18 protein-coding genes are annotated in these 21,078 nt (G+C 71.3%); 14 read left to right on the top strand and 4 right to left on the bottom strand.

From position 1 onward, the window contains the following. Positions 1–1,047 precede the first annotated feature (1,047 nt). Genes ABD211_RS06790 through ABD211_RS06780 form a run of 3 tightly spaced genes read left to right on the top strand, consistent with a single transcriptional unit; the run spans position 1,048 to position 4,451 of the window. A complete protein-coding gene (locus ABD211_RS06790; protein ID WP_344127374.1) occupies positions 1,048–1,488 on the top strand; it encodes a tetratricopeptide repeat protein in 441 nt (146 codons plus the stop codon). A gap of 5 nt (positions 1,489–1,493) precedes the next feature. Next, on the top strand, positions 1,494–2,753 hold the full coding sequence (locus ABD211_RS06785) for a glycosyltransferase (RefSeq protein ID WP_344127372.1): 1,260 nt from the start codon (positions 1,494–1,496) through the stop codon (positions 2,751–2,753). Between the two features lie 54 nt (positions 2,754–2,807). After that, positions 2,808–4,451: an Ig-like domain-containing protein gene (locus ABD211_RS06780; RefSeq protein WP_344127370.1), complete on the top strand. Its 1,644-nt coding sequence runs from the start codon at positions 2,808–2,810 to the stop codon at positions 4,449–4,451. On the opposite strand, the gene ABD211_RS06775 is transcribed toward ABD211_RS06780, so the two are convergent. After that, the gene (locus ABD211_RS06775; RefSeq protein ID WP_344127369.1) at positions 4,452–5,828 is read right to left on the bottom strand and encodes a PH domain-containing protein; all 1,377 of its coding nucleotides are present in this window, start codon (positions 5,826–5,828) and stop codon (positions 4,452–4,454) included. Beyond that, positions 5,825–6,313 carry a PH domain-containing protein gene (locus tag ABD211_RS06770; RefSeq protein WP_344127367.1) on the bottom strand — a complete coding sequence of 163 codons (489 nt, stop codon included), beginning with the start codon at positions 6,311–6,313 and terminating at the stop codon, positions 5,825–5,827. The genes ABD211_RS06775 and ABD211_RS06770 overlap by 4 nt, the downstream gene beginning before the upstream one ends. A 42-nt stretch (positions 6,314–6,355) precedes the next feature. Between ABD211_RS06770 and ABD211_RS06765 the strand changes: the two genes are divergently transcribed. From ABD211_RS06765 to ABD211_RS06750, 4 genes are all read left to right on the top strand, one after another. Continuing rightward, positions 6,356–7,375, top strand: a complete 1,020-nt coding sequence (locus ABD211_RS06765) for a ferrochelatase (protein ID WP_344127364.1) — start codon at positions 6,356–6,358, stop codon at positions 7,373–7,375. Between the two features lie 63 nt (positions 7,376–7,438). Further along, a complete protein-coding gene (locus ABD211_RS06760; protein WP_344127361.1) occupies positions 7,439–8,023 on the top strand; it encodes a PadR family transcriptional regulator in 585 nt (194 codons plus the stop codon). Continuing rightward, a complete protein-coding gene (locus ABD211_RS06755) occupies positions 8,020–8,751 on the top strand; it encodes an ABC transporter ATP-binding protein (protein ID WP_344127358.1) in 732 nt (243 codons plus the stop codon). Before ABD211_RS06760 ends, ABD211_RS06755 begins: the two co-directional genes overlap by 4 nt. Continuing rightward, the gene (locus tag ABD211_RS06750) at positions 8,748–11,516 is read left to right on the top strand and encodes an ABC transporter permease (RefSeq protein ID WP_344127356.1); all 2,769 of its coding nucleotides are present in this window, start codon (positions 8,748–8,750) and stop codon (positions 11,514–11,516) included. The genes ABD211_RS06755 and ABD211_RS06750 overlap by 4 nt, the downstream gene beginning before the upstream one ends. A gap of 40 nt (positions 11,517–11,556) precedes the next feature. On the opposite strand, the gene ABD211_RS06745 is transcribed toward ABD211_RS06750, so the two are convergent. Further along, positions 11,557–12,342, bottom strand: coding sequence for a hypothetical protein (locus ABD211_RS06745; protein ID WP_344127354.1), 786 nt, complete (start codon positions 12,340–12,342; stop codon positions 11,557–11,559). Between the two features lie 127 nt (positions 12,343–12,469). Here ABD211_RS06745 and ABD211_RS06740 point away from each other — a divergent pair, with 127 nt between their 5' ends. Continuing rightward, positions 12,470–13,279, top strand: coding sequence for a DUF3097 domain-containing protein (locus ABD211_RS06740; protein ID WP_344127352.1), 810 nt, complete (start codon positions 12,470–12,472; stop codon positions 13,277–13,279). Between the two features lie 3 nt (positions 13,280–13,282). On the opposite strand, the gene ABD211_RS06735 is transcribed toward ABD211_RS06740, so the two are convergent. Next, on the bottom strand, positions 13,283–14,611 hold the full coding sequence (locus ABD211_RS06735) for a serine hydrolase domain-containing protein (protein WP_344127350.1): 1,329 nt from the start codon (positions 14,609–14,611) through the stop codon (positions 13,283–13,285). 157 nt (positions 14,612–14,768) lie between these two features. Here ABD211_RS06735 and ABD211_RS06730 point away from each other — a divergent pair, with 157 nt between their 5' ends. From ABD211_RS06730 to ABD211_RS06705, 6 genes are all read left to right on the top strand, one after another. Then, positions 14,769–15,194 carry an NfeD family protein gene (locus tag ABD211_RS06730; RefSeq protein WP_344127348.1) on the top strand — a complete coding sequence of 142 codons (426 nt, stop codon included), beginning with the start codon at positions 14,769–14,771 and terminating at the stop codon, positions 15,192–15,194. A gap of 2 nt (positions 15,195–15,196) precedes the next feature. Then, on the top strand, positions 15,197–16,267 hold the full coding sequence (locus ABD211_RS06725) for an SPFH domain-containing protein (protein WP_344127346.1): 1,071 nt from the start codon (positions 15,197–15,199) through the stop codon (positions 16,265–16,267). A 69-nt stretch (positions 16,268–16,336) separates the two neighbouring features. After that, positions 16,337–17,143, top strand: coding sequence for a TrmH family RNA methyltransferase (locus ABD211_RS06720; RefSeq protein WP_344127344.1), 807 nt, complete (start codon positions 16,337–16,339; stop codon positions 17,141–17,143). 364 nt (positions 17,144–17,507) lie between these two features. Then, on the top strand, positions 17,508–18,830 hold the full coding sequence (locus ABD211_RS06715) for an extracellular solute-binding protein (protein WP_344127342.1): 1,323 nt from the start codon (positions 17,508–17,510) through the stop codon (positions 18,828–18,830). Positions 18,831–18,934: 104 nt separating this feature from the next. Next, the gene (locus ABD211_RS06710; RefSeq protein WP_344127340.1) at positions 18,935–19,966 is read left to right on the top strand and encodes a carbohydrate ABC transporter permease; all 1,032 of its coding nucleotides are present in this window, start codon (positions 18,935–18,937) and stop codon (positions 19,964–19,966) included. 59 nt (positions 19,967–20,025) lie between these two features. Continuing rightward, positions 20,026–20,868, top strand: a complete 843-nt coding sequence (locus tag ABD211_RS06705; protein WP_344127338.1) for a carbohydrate ABC transporter permease — start codon at positions 20,026–20,028, stop codon at positions 20,866–20,868. Positions 20,869–21,078: the final 210 nt, after the last annotated feature.

The raw sequence follows: 21,078 nt of genomic DNA, 5'->3' as shown, positions 1-21,078 counted from the left end.
GGTCCGCAGGGCGCAACCGGTCCTCAGGGCACAGCGGGTCCNTCCGCAGGGTGCCACGGGTGCGCAGGGCACGGCTGGTCCGCAGGGTCCGCAGGGTTTCCAGGGCGACGCTGGTCCGCAGGGCGCGACCGGTGCGCAGGGCACGGCTGGTCCGCAGGGCGCAACCGGTCCCCAGGGTGCGACGGGTGCGCAGGGCACGGCAGGGCCTCAGGGCGCGACGGGCGTACAGGGTCCGCAGGGTTTTCAGGGAACGGTGGGGCTGCAGGGTGCCACGGGTGCGCAGGGCGCGACCGGTGCGCAGGGCTTCCAGGGGGTGGTTGGATCGCAGGGTGCCGCGGGTCCTCAGGGCTCCCCCGGCGCCCATGGGGACCCGGGTCCGCAAGGTGTTCAGGGCGCACAAGGCTTCCAAGGCGGCGGTGGCCCGCAGGGCGCCACTGGTTCCCAAGGACCTCAAGGATTCCAAGGGGTTCTGGGTGATCGTGGCCCGCAAGGGGTCCAGGGCCAGTCTGGTCCGGCCGGTTCGCAGGGTGCCACTGGCCCGCAGGGTTTGCAGGGTTTGCAGGGCCCGCAGGGTGTGCAGGGTACTCGCGGACCGCAGGGCACACCGGGCGCTCAGGGCGCTCAGGGCGCACAGGGCGCTGGCGGAGGCGGAGCGGTCTTTACCACGCCTATCGGATTCTTCGGTTTCAATACGACCACCATAAGCCTCACCTGTCCCAACGGCGGTCGTGTCGTTAACGCCGGCTACCGACTTACCGGAGCTGTCCCGAGTGGAGTTGTCCTGCGGGACAGCACACCGTCCACAAACGGTACGGGGTGGACATTCGCTTTCACGCAAACGGTGACGGCGGATGCGTACCTCGTCTGCACCATCCCGTAGCGATCAGCATGGAGTTGAGGAGCGGAATGAAGTCAGTAAGGGCAACTCTGGCGGCCTTATCGTTGCTGGTCTGTGCTGCGTGCAGCAGCGATCGCACCGGCACTCCGGGGGAATCCTCGGCGCAGCCGGCAGCGGCGAGTGGCGCGACGGCGAGTCAGGGCGTTGCGATGCTTCTGCAGCGCGGCATTGAGCAGGGCGACAAGCACGATTGGGAGAGTGCGGAGAAGACGTTCCGGAGTGTGCTGGAAATCGATCCCAAAAACACGCACGGTTGGTACAACCTCGGCGTCGTGCAGCAGCAGAACAGAAAGAGCCGGGAGGCAGCCGCTTCTTACGACAAGGCGCTTGCGACGGATCCAGGATTCACGCCGGCCATGTACAACAAGGCCATTATCTTGGAGGGCACGGACCGGGCCGGCGCCATGCGACTGTACCAACAAATTGTGCTGCTGAATCCCAAGGCATCCACGACGTACCTCCGGATGGGTTTGCTGCAATTGCGCACGGGCGAGACCAGCGGCGCCCAGGTCAGTTTCAGCAAGGCAGTGGCGATCGACCCGAAACTGCGCGACTCGGTGCCCAAGCCGTACCGACCGGCCGGAGAGTAGGCCACATGGCGACGGTTACCGTCTTCACACCGAGTCACCACCCACGATTCCTCGACGAGTGCCTGCGGTCGCTGCAGGCGCAGACGATGGCCGACTGGGAGTGGGTGGTCGTGCTCAACCAGGGCGCCCGTTGGCGTCCGGAAAAAGAAGACCCGAGAGTACGCGTGACCGTGCGCGATTCGCTCACGGGCGTCGGTGCGGCCAAGCGGAAGGCGTGTGAACTGGCAACGTCGGACATCCTTGTCGAACTGGACCACGACGACCTGCTTACGTCGGAGTGCCTGGCCCGGATGGTCGAGACGTTCGAGGCGCATCCCGAGGCGAGCCTGTGTTACAGCGACACGGCGCAGATCGCCGAGGACGGCGGTCGGGACGAGCAGCGGTTCGCCGCCGACGCGGGGTGGTCCTACCGCGACGAGCGCGTCGACGGCATGAACCTGCTCGTCGCCGACGCCCTCGCGCCAACGCCGCACAACGTCAGCTACATCTGGTACGCGCCGAACCACGTCCGCGCGTTCCGCCGGTCGGTGTACGAGAAGGTCGGCGGCTACGACGACTCCCTCGACGTCCTCGACGACCAGGATCTGATGTGCCGGCTCTACCAGGTCGGCGACTTCGTACGCGTACCGGAATGCCTGTACCTGCAGCGGATGCACGCGCGCAACACGCAGCGCGACACGGAGACGAACGCGCGCATCCAGCAGCGCACCGTTGAACTCTACGACCGGTACGTGGAGGCGAACGCCCTCGCGTGGACCCAGCGCAACGGTCTGCTCGCCCTGGATCTGGGCGCGGCGCACAACAAGCGCGAGGGGTACCTCGGCGTCGACCAGTACGCCGAACCGGGCGTGGAGCTGGTCGCCGACGTCACCAAGGGGTTCGAGCTGCCCGACAGCAGCGTCGGGGTGATCCGGGCGGCGGACTTCCTGGAGCACATACCAGACAAGATCGGGATATTCAACGAGCTGTACCGGGTGCTCGCCCCGGACGGGATGCTGCTGTCGCTCACCCCGAGCACCGACGGCCGCGGGGCCTTTCAGGACCCCACGCACGTGGCCTTCTACAACGAGAACTCGTTCTGGTACGTCACCGACAGTTCGTTCGCCCGCTACGTGCCTGAGCTGCGCTGCCGGTTCCAGGCCTCCCGCCTCGTCACCTACTTCCCGAGCCCGTGGCACCAACAGCACAACATTCCGTACGTGTCGGCGAACCTCATCGCCATCAAGGACGGCAGCGCCCGCAACGGCGGCCCGCTGCGCATCTGATCAGGGAAGGGCAGGATGCGGTCCAGAGGTCGGGTCCCCGGGTCGAGAGCCCTCGTGTTCGTGATCGTCGCGGCTCTCGTGGGCGCCACGACGATCGCGTCTCCCGCCGCGGCCCAGACCGTCGTGCTCACCTCCGACTTCGAAGACGGCACCACGCAAAGCTGGGCCCCTTCCGCCGGCCAGGCCGGACTCAACACGGTCAACAGCACCGCAGCGGCCCACACCGGCACCCACAGCCTGCTGACCACCGGCCGCACCATCTCGTGGCAAGGACCGAACCGCAGCATGACCGGGCTGGTGCCTGCCCGCGTCAAGTTCTCGTACTCGCTCTTTGCCCGGATGGTGACCGGCGCGACGGCGAATCTCCACCTGACCACCATGCCGAATTTCGTCTGGACCTCACCGGCCATGTCCGTTACCGCCGCCAGCTGGGTGGAGCTGCGTGGCACCTATACGTCGCCCGTAGACGTCGAGCTCCTGTATGTGGAGAGCATCGAGAACGTGGGGGACTTCTATATCGACGACTTCACGCTCACCCGGCTTCCGCCGGCCGCTGCCGTGATAACGGGCCCGACCGAAGGCACGGTCACCGTCGACAGGAGGCCGGTCCTCACGGGCACCAGCGACCCCCTCAACTCGATCACGGTAACGCGCGGCGGCACCACCGTCTGTACGGCTACGGCGGATGCCAACGGCAACTGGTCATGCACCCCGACCGTTGATCTCATCGAAGGTCCCAACTACCTCATGCCGACCGCTCGGGACGGCATCAACGTCGCCACCCCGGGCTATCCGGTCACGGTCGTCGTCGACACCACCGCACCCGTCGCTCCCGCTGTCACGTCGCCTGCCAACGGAGCCGCGCTGGCCGCCTCGCCACCGACGATCTCGGGCACGGGTGGGGCCTTCACCACCGTGACAGTGGCCGAGGGTGGCACCACGATCTGCACCGCCACGGTGGACGGCAACGGCAGGTGGTCCTGCCGGCCCGCCGCGGCGCTCACCTCGGGCAGCCACACGCTGACGTCAACGGCCGTGGACAAGGCTGGCAACACCACCGTCGGCGCCTCGACGACGTTCACCATCGACACGACCCCACCCGTCGCCCCGACCATTGCCAGCCCGGCCAGCGGCTCGCTCACCAACGACGCTACGCCCACGATCTCCGGCTCCGGTGAAACCGGCACAACGATCACCATGCTGGAGAACCGCACCTCCGTCTGTACCGCCACCGTGGCCGCCGGCACGTGGACCTGTACCCCCGCTACCCCGCTCCCCGACGGCATTCACCGGTTGACCGCGATCGCCACAGACGCGGCAGGCAACACCACCATCGGCGCCTCGACGACATTCACAGTCGACACCACGCCGCCCGTGGTCCCGGTCATCACCAGCCCGACCCAGGGTCAGGTCATCGGCGATGCCACGCCGACTTTCGCGGGCACCGGCGAGACGGGCAGCACGATCACGATTCTCGAGGGCGCCACGCCGATCTGCACGGTGCTCATAGAGGTGTGCGGCCACTGGACCTGCACCCCTACCAACCCGCTGACCGTTGGCGACCACACGTTGATACCGCGTGCGGATGACCCTGCCGGCAACTCCAGCCTCGGCGCGCCGGTCACCATCACCGTAACCCCGACAGTCGCGGCCGGACAGGTCGTCGGTCGCACCCCGCGGTGTCCTGTGCCGATGTAGCTACGGGTGTGCTGCCCGGGCCGTGCGGGCCTGCGCGGCCAGGTCGTTCGCCAGCTCGCGGGCCTCGTTGACGTCGCGGTGCCAGGCGGCGACCGACCGGCCGCCGGCCAGGTCGACGAAGACGCTCGCCAGGCCCAGGCGGCGCTCGAGCGGTCCCTGGCGCACCCGCACGCTCTGCACGCGGGCCAGGGACACGGCCGTCAGCTCGCGGGTGATCACGCCCTGCTGCACGACGAACGCGTGCTCGGTGCGCCCGTACCCCAGGATCTTGTATGCCACCGGGGACAGCCAGCGGGCGCGGCGGGGGGCCAGCGCGATGCTCACCGACGTCAGTTCGAAGCCCGGCAGCGTCTCGGCGATCAGCTCGCGGGCCGCGGGCACCGTGCCCACCGGCAGGAGCGTGCCGGTGCGTTCGCTCTCCTCGGCACTTACCGTGCTGCCCGCGATGTCCATCTTCACGCGTACCCAGCCCCGGCTGCGCCACAGCCACGGCCAGGTGACGGTGACCGCCTGGACCCGGCCGACCGGGACGGTCTGGCTGCGCGTCTCCAGCGCGCCGCGCCGGATGCGCAGCCCGTCGGCGTCCATGGCGGCGGTGAAGCCCCAGTCGCCCAGCACGGTGCGGACCGGCGCCACGAGAACGCCGACGACCGCGGTGAGCGTGCTGGCCAGGCCGACGAAGCTGATGCTGCCGTCGGCTGCGAAGAACAGGATCGGCATGATCGCTGCCACCGGCACGAACCACCACTGTGGACGCAACAGCTGCGAGATGACGAGGTCCCGGTTCGACACGCGGTGCAGCAGGCGCTCCTCGACGGGGGCGACATCGGCGTCCACCTCCGTGTCGACGGCGGCGGCCGGGGCACCGCGCGCGGCGCTCGCCGCCGCCAGCAACTGGGCCCGTAGCGCGGTGGCCTGGCCGACCGTGAGGAACGCCAGCGGCGCCTCGGTCTTCGCTCCGCCGACCACCTCCAGGCGCAGCTCGGCCAGCCCGCACAGCCGCGCCAGCGCCGAGCGCACCACCTCCACGCTCTGCAGCCGGGCCAGCGGGATCGCCCGGGTACGCCGGTTGAGCAGGCCCTCGTAGCTGCGCAGCTCCTGGTCGACGATGTGGTATCCGGTGGTGAGCCAGCTGACCGCCGAGCCGACCAGGGTGACGACGAGGATGGCCGCGACAGCCAGCAGCCAGCGCCGCGTCCCGAGGTTGCTGTAGCCCTGCCACGAGATGGCCGCCACCGCCAGCGCGATCATGCGGAAGCTGCGCAGCAGCGGGGTCAGGGGATGCAGGCGCTGCCGCGGCTGCGGCCCGGCTCCGGACACCGGCGGCGCGGATGGCAGCGGCGGCGGCTCGGGTCGCGCGGCGTCCGGTGCGGTCACAGGCCCTCCGCATGGGCATGGCCGAGGGCGGTCAGCCGGTCGCGCAGCCGCGCGGCCTCCTGCGGGTCGAGCCCGGGTACGCGGGCGTTGCTCGCCGCGGCGGCCGTGTGCATCTGGACGGTGGCGAGCCCGAAGGCGCGCTCGATCGGCCCGGCCGTGACGTCCACGAACTGCATGCGCCCGTACGGGACGATCGACAGCCGGTGCACGATCCGGCCGTGGCGTACGAGCAGGTCATCCGCGCGTTCGGCGTACCCCCACGATCGGATGACGCGCGGCAGCAGCGCCGCGCGCACCACGCCGACCACGACGGCGGTTGCGCCCACCGCGGGCGGGACCCAGGACGGCCAGAAGAGCCAGACGACCAGGCTCGGCACGACGATCCAGAGCACCGCGATCGCCAGCGAGATCAGTTCCAGCCACAGCAGCTTGGGTGAGACGGGCCGCCACGCGACGTCCTCGGGCCAGATCGTGAATGCGGACACCCTGCCAGGGTATGCGGCGCGGGCCAGGGCAGGATGGGCACCATGGAGTACGACGCGTTCCTGCTGCTCTCGTTCGGCGGACCGGAGGGGCCCGACGACGTGGTGCCGTTCCTGGAGAACGTGACACGAGGCCGGGGCATCCCGCCGGAGCGGCTGGCCGAGGTGGCCGGGCACTACCACCGGTTCGGTGGCGTGTCGCCGATCAACCAGCAGTGCCGCGACCTGCTCGCCGCGCTGCGGCCCGCGTTCGCCGACGCCGGCGTCGACCTGCCGATGTACTGGGGCAACCGCAACTGGCACCCGATGCTCGCCGACACGGTCGCCCGGATGCGCGACGACGGGGTGCGCCACGCGCTCGCGTTCGCGACCAGCGCGTTCGGCTCCTACTCCTCCTGCCGGCAGTATCTCGACGACATCGCGAAGGCCCGCGCGACCGTGGGCGCCGGGGCGCCGGTCATCTCCAAGATCCGCCAATTCCACGACCATCCGGGGTACGTGCGACCGCACGCGGACGCGCTGCGCGCCGCGCTCGCGAAGGTCTCCGCGACGGCGACCGGCCCGGTGCGCGTCGTGTTCACCGCGCACTCGATCCCGACCGCCATGGCCGCGTCCGCGGGCCCGACCGGCGGCCGTTACGAGGCGCAGCTGCGGGAGACCGCCGCGCTCGTGGCCGGCGACCTGCCGTGGGACCTGGTCTGGCAGTCGCGGTCCGGCTCGCCGCTGACGCCGTGGCTGGAGCCCGACATCAACGACCACCTGGAGGCGCTCGCCGATGCGGGCGCGGGCGGGGTGGTGGTGAGCCCGATCGGGTTCGTCTCCGACCACCTGGAGGTCATCTGGGACCTCGATACGGAGGCGGCCGCGACGGCGGCCAAGCTGGGCCTCGCGTACGCCCGGGCGGCGACGCCGGGCACCGACCCCCGGTTCGTGGCGATGATCGTGGACCTCGTCCGGGAGCGGCTGACGCCCGGTCATCCGCGCGCGGTGCTCGGTTCGGTGCCGACCTGGGACGCGTGCCCGGAGGTGTGCTGCCCGGCTCCCGCGCGGCCCGGCCGCCCCTGATCGTCGCCCTCTTTCGACCTGCGGGGTTGCTGGCTACATACCGAGTATGCATACTCCGTATCCATGAGTGTGCGCTATGGGCTCCTGGCTCTCCTGGAGCGCGGCCCGCGGTACGGCTACCAGCTGCGGTCCGAATTTGAACAGGCCACGGGGGGCACCTGGCCGCTGAACATCGGGCAGGTCTACACCACCCTGACCCGACTCGAACGCGACGAACTGGTGCGGGCGCTGCCGGAGTCCGACGGGGGGCAGCGGCCGTACGAGGTGACCGAGGCGGGGCGCGCCGAGCTCGCCCGGTGGTTCGCCACCCCGGTCGAGCACGGCGACCGGCCCCGCAACGAACTCACCATCAAGCTCGCGCTGGCGATCACCACGCCGGGCGTCGACGTGCGCGGCATGGTGCAGGCCCAGCGGACGGCGAGCATGCGGATGCTGCAGGAGTACACCCGGCTGCGGCACGGCGCGGACAGCCCTGCCGACCTGGCCTGGCGGCTCGTGCTGGACGCGATGATCTTCCAGGCCGAGGGCGAGCTGCGCTGGCTCGACCACTGCGAGGCCTCGCTCGCGCGGTTCACGCCCGCCCCTTTGGCGCCGGCGCCCGCACCTGACCCCGAACCCAGCACCCCCATCCCCGGAGGCACCCGATGAGCGCCGTCCTCGAACTGCGCGGCGTCCACCGCGTCCACGGCCGGGGCGAGACCGCCGTGCAGGCCCTGCGCGACGTGTCGCTGCAGGTCAACGCCGGCGAGCTGGTCGCCGTGATGGGCCCGTCCGGGTCCGGCAAGTCCACCCTGCTCAATCTCGCCGGCGGCCTCGACGCCCCGACCGGCGGCGAGGTCGTCGTCGCCGGCCAGGTGCTCGGCCAGTGCAACCGCCGCCAGCTCGCCGCCGTCCGCCGCCGCACCATCGGGTACGTGTTCCAGCAGCTGAACCTGCTGCCGAGCCTCAGCGCCGTGGAGAACGTGGCGCTGCCCGCCGAACTCGACGGCGTCGGCATCCGCAAGGCGCGCGAACTCGCCATGGTCGCCCTTGAGGCCGTCGGCCTGGCCGACCTCGCCCGCCGCTTCCCCGACGAGATGTCCGGCGGCCAGCAGCAGCGCGTCGCCATCGCCCGGGCGCTCGTCGGCCAGCGCAAGCTCGTGCTCGCCGACGAGCCGACCGGCGCGTTGGACTCGCAGACCGGCGAGGGCGTGCTGCGCCTGCTGCGTACCCGCTGCGACGCGGGCGCCGCCGGGATGCTCGTCACCCACGAGCCCCGCCACGCCGCCTGGGCCGACCGGGTGATCTTCCTGCGCGACGGCGGGATCGTCGACACCTCCGGCCCGCTCGCCCAGCCCGAGCAGCTACTCACCGCGACTCCGGGTGTCACAGCATGAGCGTCAGAGTGTCCTGGGCGTCGTGGCGGACCGCGCTGCGCATCGCCCGGCGGGAGGCGCGGCGGGCCAAGGGCCGCACCGCGCTCGTCGCCGTGATGATCGGGTTGCCGGTGGCCGGCCTGACCACGGCCGCCGTCACGTACGACATGTTCACGCTGTCCGCGCAGGAGCAGGTCACCCGCACCCTGGGCGCCGCCGACGCGACGATGTCGTGGGTGGTGGACGGCCCGATCACGCAGGAGCCGGCGGGCGACGGCGGTTGGTACTCCGACGTCCAGGTCAAGAACAGCCCGAAGCCGAAGACGGACGCCGACCTGCTGGCCGTGCTGCCCGCCGGTAGTCGCGTCGCCCAGCCGTCCGAAGCCGGGGTCGACATGCGGACCGCCGCCGGGACCGGCCTGCTCAACGGGCACGCCCTCGACGTCGCCGACCCTATCTACGCCGGGTACGTCACGATGCTGCGCGGCCGCCCGGCCACCGCCCCCGACGAGGTGGCGCTCAGCGAGAAGGCGGTGCAGCGGCTGGGCGCCGACGTGGACGGCACCGTGACCACGGCCGACCGGTCGCGCACGTTCCGGGTCGTCGGCATCGTCGAGTTCCCGGACATGCTCCACGAACACCTCGTGTTCGCGCCCGGCGCGCTGCCGGTGGGCCGGGACTCGGACAACTACCGGGGCGAACAGCCGTGGTTTGTCACCACGCCGGGCCCCGTCACCTGGGACGAGGTGAAGCGGCTCAACGCCCTGGGCATCATGGTCCGCTCGCGCGCGGTGCTGCTGGACCCGCCCGTCATCGACGACCCGATGATGGGCGGCGGCAGCGAGCTGCCCGAGCCCGAGGAGCTGGCGCTCGGCGGGCTCGTGGCGGGCATGTGCGTGCTCGAGGTGGTGCTGCTCGCCGGGCCGGCGTTCGCGGTGGGCGCCCGGCGGCGCCAGCGCCAGCTCGCGATCGTCGCGGCGAGCGGCGGCACCGACGCCCACGTGCGGCGCATCGTGCTCGCCGACGGCGTCGTGCTCGGCCTGTTCGGCGCCGCGTGCGGCGTGGCGCTCGGCGTCCTCGTCTCCTTCGGCGGCCGGCAGTTGGCCGAGGAGTACCTGTTCGAGTCGCGGGCCGGAGGCTACCGGGTGTTCCCGCTGGCGCTCGTCGCGATCGTGGCGCTCGCCGTGATCACCGGACTGCTCGCGGCGCTGGTGCCGGCGTTCGTCGCCGCCCGCCAGCCGGTTGTCGCGGCCCTGCAGGGGCGCCGGGGGATCACCCGGTCCCGCAAGCGGTGGTTGGCGCTCGGCATCGTGATGACGGCGCTCGGCTGCGCCGTCGCCGGGTACGGCGCGTGGCACACGAACGAGAAGATCGTGCTCGGCGGGCTGATCCTCGGCGAGCTGGGCCTCGTGCTCTGCACCCCCGCGCTCGTCGGGCTCATCGCCCGCATCGGCGGCCGGTTGCCGGTCGCGCCCCGCATCGCGCTGCGCGACTCGAGCCGCAACCGGGCCTCGGCCGCCCCGGCCATCTCGGCCGTCATGGCCGCCGTGGCCGGCAGCATGGCCATGAGCGTCTTCCTGGGCAGCAGCGATGCCCAGAACAGGGCGAGCTACGCGCCGACCCTGCCGTACGGCAACGCGATGGTCACCATCGACCCGTCGTACCTGGGTAGCTCCGCCACCACCCGGGCGGTGGACACGACCGCCGTGGCGGCCGCCATGCGGACCCACCTGCCGGCGTCGGACGTGCTCACGGTGTCGTCGTTCGGCTGCGCCGAGGCGCCGACGAATCCTGGGAGCAAGCCGCTGGCCTGTGGGCACAACGCCTTCGCCGAGCTGCCGCCGGAACGTCGGTGCCCGTTCGCGACGATGGAGCGCGAACTCACGCTGGACGAGCAGAAGGTGGCGTCCCGCGACGAACGCTGTGACGGCGCGAACGGGACGTGGGCGTCCGGGAGCATGGGCACGATCGTCGCGGACGGCGCCCCGGTGGTCAGCGCTGTCACCGGTGCCACCGGCGACGACCTGGCCCGCGCGGTCGGGATGCTCAAGCGCGGCGGCGTCGTGGTCACCGACCCGAAGTTGATCAAGGATGGCGCCGCCACGGTCCTGGTGGACACCTGGCGCGAGGGCACCGACGTGACGAAGCAGCAGCGGTTCACCATCCCCGCATACGCGGTCACCGGGACCCCGGGGCTGTCGGCCCTCATCGTGTCGCCACAGTTCGCCGCGCGCACGACCGCGAAGATCGTGCCGTACGCGCTGGTCGCGGTGGGGCGCCGGGCCCCCACGGTCGCCGAGGAGGACGCGGCCGGCAGCGCGGTGCGGGAGGCGGACAGCCGGCTCTATCTCGTGGTGGAGCACGGCGCGTCGGGCAACGGGGACCCGACGCTGCTCATCCTGGCGGTCATCGCCGGGGTGGTGGCGCTCGGGGCGGCCGGGGTCGCCACCGGCCTGGCGGCCGCCGACGGCCGGGCGGACCTGTCGACCCTCGCGGCCGTGGGCGCCTCGCCGGGCCTGCGCCGGCTGCTGTCGCTGAGCCAGTCGGGCGTGATCGCCGGGTTGGGCGCGGTCCTGGGCGTCGCGGCCGGCACGGGGGTCGCGACCGCCGTGCTGTTCGCGCTGAACCGGGTGTACGCCGAACGGTGGCCCTCGCCCGCCCCGTTCCCGATCACGGTCCCGTGGGCCAACGTCGCCATTCTGGCGATCGCGATCCCGGCGGTGGCCATGCTGGGCGCGGGTCTGCTGACCCGATCCCGGCTGCCGATCGAGCGCCGGCCGGAGTAGGACGGAGCCAGGGCCGGTCCCTTTCGGGGGACCGGCCCGGTCAGTCCTCGAGCGGCGAGTTGCAGGCGGCGACGAGCGCTTCGCGGCACGCCACCGTGAGGGGGCGTAGAGCCTCCTCGCGCTGCTGCATCTCGTAGTTGTTCACCGCGCCGCCCGGCGCGGCCACCTCGGCCAGCGCCAGCACCTGGTCGAGGACGCAGGCGCGGGCGAACAGCCGGCGGGCCCGGGGCGTGTAGCCGGGCGGCAGCTCGGCGCCGTTCTCCGGGCGCCGCAGCGCGGCGAGCACGGCGGCCAGCTCGGGCTTCCACGCCGCCACGTCCAGGCGGGTGAGCTGCGCCGTCGCCGCCGCCAGCGCGGCGGACAGGGCGCCCTCGGCCTCGGCGGCGCTCGGCTCGTGCCCGGTCGGGCACGGCGCCTCGGGCAGCGGGTAGACCTGCCAGACCACGGTCTCGAACGTGTCGCCCGAGCCGGACGTGTGGGTGCGCACCTGCGGCACCAGGCCCAGCCGGCCGGCGATCACACCCTCGCCGGCGAGCAGCGCGGCGCTCGTGAACGGGCCGGGGCCGGGCAGGCCGCGCGGGTCGCCGGGGGCCGGCAGCACCAGGCGGACCTCGTTCGGGTGCAGCCGGGACAGCGCCCCGAGCCCTTCCCGCAACGGGACGTCGCACCAGGTGCCGGGAGCGTCCGCGACCAGATGCTCCTCGTCGTTGCCGACCTCGTCGGCCATGTCGTCGTACGCGACGATGCCCGCGCGCCACGCCCTGACCCAGCTGACCAGCCGGGTGGACCGGCGCGCGGCGGCGGTCGCCGTCCGTGCGGGGGACATGAACGCAAGGGTACGGCCTGCCACCTGGCCATGTCTCGTCGAGGCGACGGAACGGGGTCCGACCGGTCGGCGGTAGCGGCGTGGCGCGCCGTTGTGACACCGGCGTGGCGGACTACGGTCGGCTCCCATGGGAGCTGGGGATCGCTACGGTCAGGATGTACTCGCCGGGTCGCGGACGCCGCGACGCGCGGTGCCGGAGGTGGACGCGGACCTCGACCTCGTCGTGGAGGACCCCGACTCGGGATTCTGCGGCGCGGTGGTCGGTTTCGAGGCGGGCGCGGTGATCCTGGAGGACCGGCACGGCGGGCGGCGGGTGTTCCCGCTGCGACCGGCGGCGTTCCTGCTGGAAGGTCAGACCGTTACGTTGCGCCGCCCCGCCGTGGCGGGCGCGCCGGCGCGGCGCATGACGGCGTCGGGGTCGGTGGCGGTGCCGGGGGCGCCCGCGCGGGTGGCCCGGGCGAGCCGCATCTGGGTGGAGGGCCTGCACGACGCGGCGCTCGTGGAGCGCATCTGGGGCGACGACCTGCGCGTCGAGGGTGTCGTCGTGGAGCCGTTGTCCGGTGTGGACGATCTGCCGGACGCGGTGCGCGCGTTCGGTCCGGCGTCCGACCGGCGCCTCGGCGTGCTCGTCGACCACCTGGTGGCCGGCAGCAAGGAGGCGCGGATCGTGGCCGGGGTGACCTCGCCGCACGTGCTGGTGACCGGACACCCCTATGTGGACGTCTGGCAGGCCGTCAAGCCGGCCCGGCTGGGCATCACCGCGTGGCCGGTCGTGCCGCCGGGTCAGCCGTGGAAGGAGGGCGTGTGCGCGGCGCTTGGCGTGGCCACGCCCGCCGACATGTGGCGTCGGGTGCTCGCGTCCGTCAACGACTGGCACGATGTGGAAACGCCGCTGGTCAACGCCGTGGAACGGCTCATCGACTTCGTGACGGAATAGCCCTCACATGGCCGGCCACGGGTCGCGGGTGAACACCCAGGTGGCGATGTCGAGCGCGGCGACCGTGCCCGCGCGGCCGCGGTGCACCTTCAGGTACTCGCCGTCGTTCTCGCCGGACCGGCAGCGCCACCGGTCGGCGCCCAGCGGCGCGAACCGCCACGGCACCATCGGGGTCGGGCCCAGCGAGCGCAGCACCAGCTCGCGGGACTCGCTGTCCCAGTGCGCCTCGTACTCCTGACCCATCCACCACCAGCGGCCGCACAGCGGCTCGACGTCGTTCGGCGGGGCCGCGCCGGGGCGCCACGGCCGTGCGGGCGGCGCCGGCTCGCTGTCGAGGACCGCGTCGAGCAGGCGCAGGCCCAGCCCGCCGATGCCGCCCGGCATGCTCAGCCGGTACGCGTTGGCGAACGCCACCACACCGGTGCGGCTGGCCCGGTGCGTCACGAGGATGGCCAGGTAGCCCGGCATCGACCCGGAGTGGCCGGCGTAGACCCGCTCGCCGCGCCGCCACAGCTGCAGACCCAGGCCGTACCCGGCGGTCCAGCGCTCCGGGTCGCCGAGGACGACGGGGGAGGCCATCTCGCGCACCGTGGCGGGGGCGAGCACCTCCGGGTCGGGGCCGGCGAGGAACGCGGCCCAGCGGGCGAGGTCGGTGACGGTGGACCACAGCTGCCCGGCGGGCGCCATCGCGCCGGCGTCGTGGCGGGGCTCCTCGCGCAGCGTGCCGTGCCACGGGTGCACCACGTACCCACGGGCGAACGGCTGCGTCGCCTGGTACGTCGTGCGGGGCATGCCCAGCGGCTCCAGGAGCCGTTCCCGGACGGCCGACCACCAGTCCGTGCCGGCGACCTTCGCGGCGACGCCGCCCAGCAGCCCGTACGCGAGGTTGGAGTAGTGGTAACGGCGCAGCGGGGGCCACGCGGCCTTCTCCGGCCCCGTGCCGGCCACCAGGGACTGCAGGTCGCCGCCGACGGAGCGCTCCCACCACGCGCCGTCCGGCTCGCGCTGCGCGCCGCCCGCGTGGGCGAGCAGCTGGCGCAGCGTGACCCGGCCCAGGGCCGTGCCGGGCAGGTGCCGGTCGAGCGGCTCCTCCAGGCCGAGCTTGCCGTCGTCGCGCAGGCGCAGCAGCAGCGCGGCCGTCATCGACTTGCTGATCGACCCGATCCGGTACTGCGTGTCGGCGTCGGGCGTGGGCAGGCCGCCGGCGCCGCTCACATGCTCCAGCACCCCGTCCCGAACAACCCCAGCGACCAGGGACGGCACGCGCCCCTCGGACTGCGCGCCGGCGACTAGGTCGTCGACGCGGTGAACGGTCTGGGACTGCAGGGTCACGCCTGGCCCTCTCCCTCTTCCGGTGGCGTCCGCACATTAGCAATGTCCAGATCAGCACTTGCTGAACGGATGCTGGCCGGGCGTCCGGTTTGAACTGGCCAGTCGGCTGGCGAGGTACGGGTAGAGGGAGGTGGACACGGCATGCCACGATCGTCGTGTGCCTGTCATCTGGCTTGTCGCGGGGATCCTGCTCGCCGCTGCGGAGATCATTACCACCGACTTCGTGTTGATCATGTTGGCGGCCGGCGCGCTCGGCGCGAGCGCCGCCGCCGCGCTCGACGCGCCACCCATCGTGCAGGTGATCGTCTTCGCGGTGGTTTCCGCGTTGGGCCTGTTCACGGTGCGGCCGGCGATCAAGCGCCACATCCACCGCAACGCCGACAACACCAAGATGGGTGTTGAGGCGCTGGAGGGCACCGAGGCGACGGTGATCGAGCGGGTCACCGGCTCCGGCGGCCAGGTGAAGCTGGGTGGCGAACTGTGGTCGGCGCGCGCGTACGACGCGACGCAGGTGATGGAGGTCGGCGCCCGGGTCCGGGTCGTCGAGGTCGAGGGCGCCACGGCGCTCGTGTGGAAGGAATGATCGTGGGCGGTGGCGAGATAATCGTGTTCCTGATCGCGGCGGCGATCATCCTGCTGGTGGTGATCACGCTGGCGAAGTCGGTCCGGGTGGTTCCGCAGCAGCAGATGAACGTGGTCGAGCGCCTGGGCAAGTACCAGCGCACGCTGACGCCCGGCCTGAACATCCTGGTGCCGTACCTGGACAAGATCCGCACCAAGGTCGACATGCGCGAGCAGGTGGTGAGCTTCCCGCCGCAGCCCGTGATCACCTCGGACAACCTGGTCGTCTCGATCGACACCGTGCTCTACTTCAAGGTCGTCGACCCGGTGCGGGCCACCTACGAGATCGCCAACTTCCTGCAGGCGATCGAGCAGCTGACCGTGACGACGCTGCGTAACGTGATCGGCTCGATGGACCTGGAGAAGGCCCTGACCAGCCGCGAGGAGGTCAACCGGCACCTGTCCACGGTGCTGGACGAGACCACCGGCCGGTGGGGCGTCAAGGTCACCCGCGTCGAGATCAAGGCCATCGAGCCGCCGCCGAGCATCCGCGACTCCATGGAGAAGCAGATGCGCGCCGAGCGGGACCGCCGCGCCGCGATCCTCAACGCCGAGGGTCACAAGCAGTCGCAGATCCTCACCGCCGAGGGTGAGAAGCAGGCCGCCGTGCTGCGCGCCGAGGGCGACCGGGCCGCGCGGATCCTGCAGGCCGAGGGTCAGGCGAAGGCCATCCAGACGGTCTTCGACTCGATCCACAACGCGAACCCCGACCCGAAGGTGCTGGCGTACCAGTACCTGCAGGCGCTGCCGCAGATCGCGGCCGGGCAGGCGAACAAGGTCTGGATCGTGCCCGCCGAGCTGACCAAGGCCCTGGAGGGCATCGGCGGCGCCCTGGGCGGCCTCGCCACCGCCGGCGCGGTCTCGTCCGCCCGCCCGGTCTCGCCGGCGCCTGAGGTCGCCGAGACGGCTGCCGCTGCCGCCGCCGAGGCCGCCGCGGCTGCGCGGGAGGCGACCGCCGTGGCCGAGTCCGTGGCGCCGGTCAGTCCGCCGACCGACGAGCCGCCGACCGGCCGTTTCCCGGCCACGCCCGCCTGAGACACCTGACCGACGCCCCCACGCCCGCCCGGGCGCGGGGGCGTCGGCGTCCGCCGGAGAGAATGGGGCATGCTCGCCACGCCGATCTCCGACCCCGACGACGAGCGCCTCGGCGACTACCGGGCGTTGACCGACGTCGAGCTGAGGACCCGGTGGGAGCCACCGCACGGCCTGTTCATCGCGGAGGGCGAGCTGGTGCTGCGCCGGGCGCTGCGCGCCGGATATGCCGCCCGGTCGGTCCTCATCGACGCCAAACGGGTCGACCAGCTCGCCGATCTGCCGCTCGACGGCGCGCCGGTCTACGCGGCGTCCCAGGACGTCATGGCGGCCGTCACCGGGTTCCACGTCCATCGCGGCGTGCTCGCCAGCTTCCGGCGCAAGCCGTTGCCCCTGCTCGCCGACGTCCTCGGCCCCGCCCGCCGGATCGCCATCCTGGAAGATCTGAACAACCATACGAATCTTGGTGCGATCTTCCGAGGTGCGGCAGCGCTGGACATCGACGGCATCCTGCTGTCCCCGTCGTGCGCGGACCCGCTGTACCGGCGCAGCGTCCGGGTGAGTATGGGGGAGGTCTTCGCCATCCCCTACGCGCGCCTGGAACCGTGGCCGGCCGGGCTCGACCAGGTGCGGGTCGCCGGGTTCACGGTGATCGCGATGACGCCGGCCCCCGACTGCGTACCCATCAACGAACTTGACGCGACGGCGCGCAAGCGGCCGGCGCTGCTGTTCGGCGCCGAAGGGGCGGGCCTGAGCCGGGCCGCGATGACCGCCGCGGACGTCCGTGTGGTGATCCCGATGCATCGCGGCGTCGACTCGCTGAACGTCGCCGCGTCGGCCGCGGTCGCCTTCTGGGAGCTCACCCGCGACGGCGTGTGACCGTCCCGGGTCTTTGCTGCCGGCTGGGCGTTGCGAGCGGTTTGCCCCTAAAGTTGGGCGCTGACTGTGACGGCTGACATGCCCAGCTCTGCGGCATTTGTCACTGGAAAGTTGCCCCAGGTCACAGGCAGAATTGGGGCTCCCCGGGACGGTCCCCCGTCGAGGTAACAGTTTTGTTTCTCGCCTCAGGTCCCTTGACAGAGACGCCCGTCACGGAGGATGTTTGCTCCGAAACAGTTAAGACTCTTATCTGAAAGGTGAGTTAAGAGTTCCCCCGGGAACCCCTGACTCCCCGACATGGCGCAAACCCCCACGGCACGTGGTTACACGGCCGGGGCGACGACAACATCCAAAGGAGGATGGCGTGAGGCGAAAGGTCGCGATCGCGGCGGTTCTCGCTGCGACGCTCTTCGGTGCGGCCGCGTGCGGCGGCGACGACAAGGGCGGCGAGTCCACCAAGAACCCCCTCGACGGCAAGGGCACGACCATCAAGGTCTGGCTCATGGTCGACGCGCAGTCGGGCTGGCAGAACGTCGTCGACGACGCCACCGCCCGCTACAAGGCCGCCACCGGCGGCGACGTCAAGGTCGAGTACCAGCAGTGGGGCACCGTCCTCACCAACCTCGACACCGCGCTCGCGTCGAGCGACGTGCCGGACGTGGTCGAGCTGGGCAACACCCAGATGTCGAAGTACGTCTTCGACGGCGCCTTCGCCGAGCTGGACAAGTCGAAGTTCGAGAACTCGGCGAACTGGCTCACCGGCCTCTCCGGCGCCTGCGAGTACGAGGGCAAGAGCTACTGCGCGCCGTACTACGCCGGCGCCCGGGTGCTGATCTACCGCACGGACCTGTTCGAGAAGTCGGGCCTCAAGGCCCCGACGACGTACGACGAGCTCCTCGCGGCGGCTGAGAAGCTGAAGACCGACAACGCGTCCGACAAGAACTTCGCGCCGTTCTACATGGCCGGCGCCAACTGGTACGCGGCCATGTCGTGGGTCTACAACGAGGGCGGCGCGATCGCCAAGAACGACGGCGGCAAGTGGACGGGCACGCTGTCCAGCCCGGAGGCGCAGGCCGGCCTCACCAAGTGGGCCGACCTGGTCAAGAAGTACTCGAAGGGTGACGTCACCAAGGACGAGGCCGACCAGGACGCGATCTTCGCGCAGGGTCACGCGGCCATGCTGTACGGCAACGGCTGGGAGCTCGGCGCGGTGCAGCAGCAGCGCAAGGACCCCAACGACGCCAACTCGCCGCTGGTGGACACCGCCGTCAAGGGCAAGGTCGCCGCGGTGGCGCTGCCCGGCGCGACCGCCGGCAAGGGCATCCCGAGCTTCCTCGGCGGTTCCGACCTCGCGGTCACCGAGAAGAGCAAGCAGAAGGAGCTCGCCAAGGAGTGGCTGAAGTACTTCACCGACTCCACCGCGAACAAGGGCCTGATCGCCAAGGGCGCCCTGCCCAACGCGACCAACCTGATGGACGAGGTCATCGCGACCAAGCCCGACAACGCCGCCGCGGCCAACGCCGCCAAGTCCAGCTGGTTCGTGCCGGTCGCCCCGCACTGGGCCGACGTCGAGCAGCAGGGCGTGCTGGTGCAGATGCTGCGGGACATCGTGACCGGTAAGGCCACGATCGCCGACGCCACCAAGGCGGCGGACGAGAAGATCACCGCGGCGCTCAACCAGAGCTGACCACTGCGGTAACGGATCAACCCGCGTAGCGTCCGGCGGGTGGCGGCAACGCCGCCGCCCGCCGGGCCACGCACACTCTTCCCGGCGGTAAGGGGAAACAAGCGATGGAGAACCTTGTGGTCAGCGGCCCCACGGGTACGGACGTGGTGGCACCTGCCGGCGGCTCAGCCGCCCTCGGCGGTGCCGACGCCGGCGCGGGCCTCATCGACGGCGAACCGGCCACCCCCCGGCGCCGCCGGCTCTTCTCGAGCGAGCAGGCGACCCCGTACCTGCTCATCGCCCCGGCGGTCGTGGCGCTGGTCGCGCTGCTGGGCTACCCGCTCTTCCGCGTGGTGGTGCTGTCGTTCCAGGACATGCGGCACCGGCAGCTCATCCGCGGCGAGGACCCCGCGTGGATCGGGTTCGACAACTACACCAAGATCTTCCAGGACACCGAGTTCTGGGCCGTGGTGACGCGCACCGTCGTGTTCACCGCCGTCGCCGTCGTCGTGTCCGTACTGCTGGGCCTGGTTGTCGCGCTGCTCATGCGCCGGGTGGCCAGGCCCGTGCGTACCGCCATGGTGGTGGCCATGATGCTGGCCTGGGCGATGCCCGGCCTCGTCTCCTCGCAGGTGTTCCTCTGGCTCGTCGACGCGAACTTCGGCGTCGTCAACTGGATGATCGACCAGATCCCCGGCGTGGATTTCCACAACCACAGCTGGTTCGCCGACCCCAAGCAGGGCTGGATCGTCATCGCCGGCATCGTCGTGTGGGGCGCGCTGCCGTTCCTCGCGGTCACCCTGTTCGCCGGCATGTCGCAGGTGCCCAAGGAGCTGACCGAGGCGGCCACCGTGGACGGCGCCAACCCGTGGCAGGTGTTCCGCGCGGTGACGCTGCCGGTGCTGCGCCCGCTGCTCGGCATCGTGACCACCCTGTCGGTCATCTGGGACTTCCAGGTCTTCACCCAGATCTGGGTGGTGCGCAACGGCAAGCCCGAGCTCTCGTTCCAGACGCTGAGCACCTACTCGTACCTCACCGCGTTCGGTCAGTCGAAGTACAGCGTCGGCTCCGCGATCGCGGTGATCACCGTGCTCCTCATGCTCGGCGTGATGATCTTTTACGTCCGGCAGATGTTCAAGATCGGAGAGCAGGACTGATGGCGGTTATCACGAGCGCGTCCTCCCCGCGCCGGTCCCGTGGTCGGCGCGGTGACGACATGGGCAACCAGGTCGTCGGCCGTACCCGCATCGGCGGCTTCTTCGCCAACACCGCCGGCATCATCGTCGCGGTGGTCATGATCTTCCCGGCGTACTGGATGATCAATACGGCGTTCAAGCCGGCGAACGAGATCCTGACGTTCGAGCCGCACTTCTTCCCGCAGCACCCGACACTGGACAACATCAAGTCCGCGTTGAACGCGCCGAACTTCCTGCTCGACCTGCGCAACGGCCTCATCATCACGCTGCTGGCCACCGCCTCGGCCATCGTCGTCGGCTTCCTCGGCGCGCTCGCCATCGCGCGGTTCAGGTTCTACGGCCGCAAGGCGCTCATCGTCGTCATCCTGATGGTGCAGATGGTGCCGTTCATCGCCCTGCTCATCCCGGTCTTCCTGCTGCTCAACGCCATCGAGCTGACCAACACGATCGTCGGCATCACCACGCTGTACATGGTGCTGTTCCTGCCGTACACCGTCTGGACGCTGCGCGGCTTCATCGCGAACATCCCGCGCGAGCTCGACGAGGCGGCGCTGGTCGACGGCTGCACCCGCTGGCAGACGTTCTACCGGGTGATCCTGCCGCTGACCGGGCCGGGCCTGGTCGCCACCTCCATCTACGGCTTCATCCAGGCGTGGAACGAGTTCATCATCATCCAGACGGTGAACCGGCCCGACCACCAGAACCTGATGGCGTGGCTCGTTTCGAACCAGACCTCGCGGGGCACGTTCTGGGGGCCGATGATGGCCTCCGCGCTGATCACGTCGATCCCCGTGGTGGTCTTCTTCCTGGTGATCCAGCGCAACATCGCCGCCGGCCTGACGGCCGGCGCGGTGAAGGGCTAGCGGAGCGGCTCCCGGGTGCGGCGGCGCCAACGCCGTCGCTGTCGCACCAGGGTCACCCGCACGCGCCGCGTCCCGCGCCGCCTCACGCCGACCCTTCCCGCCCGCACGCGGCGCGTCCCGCGCCGACCCTTCCCGCTCCGCGCCCCTCCAGCGCCGCGCGCATCGCGCCTCTCGCGCTGGCGCTTCTGCGCGACAAAGGGTTCCGCAGTG

It is taken from the genome of Luedemannella flava (assembly GCF_039528515.1).
Classification (GTDB): domain Bacteria; phylum Actinomycetota; class Actinomycetes; order Mycobacteriales; family Micromonosporaceae; genus Luedemannella; species Luedemannella flava.
This window is presented reverse-complemented; position numbering and strand designations above follow the sequence as displayed.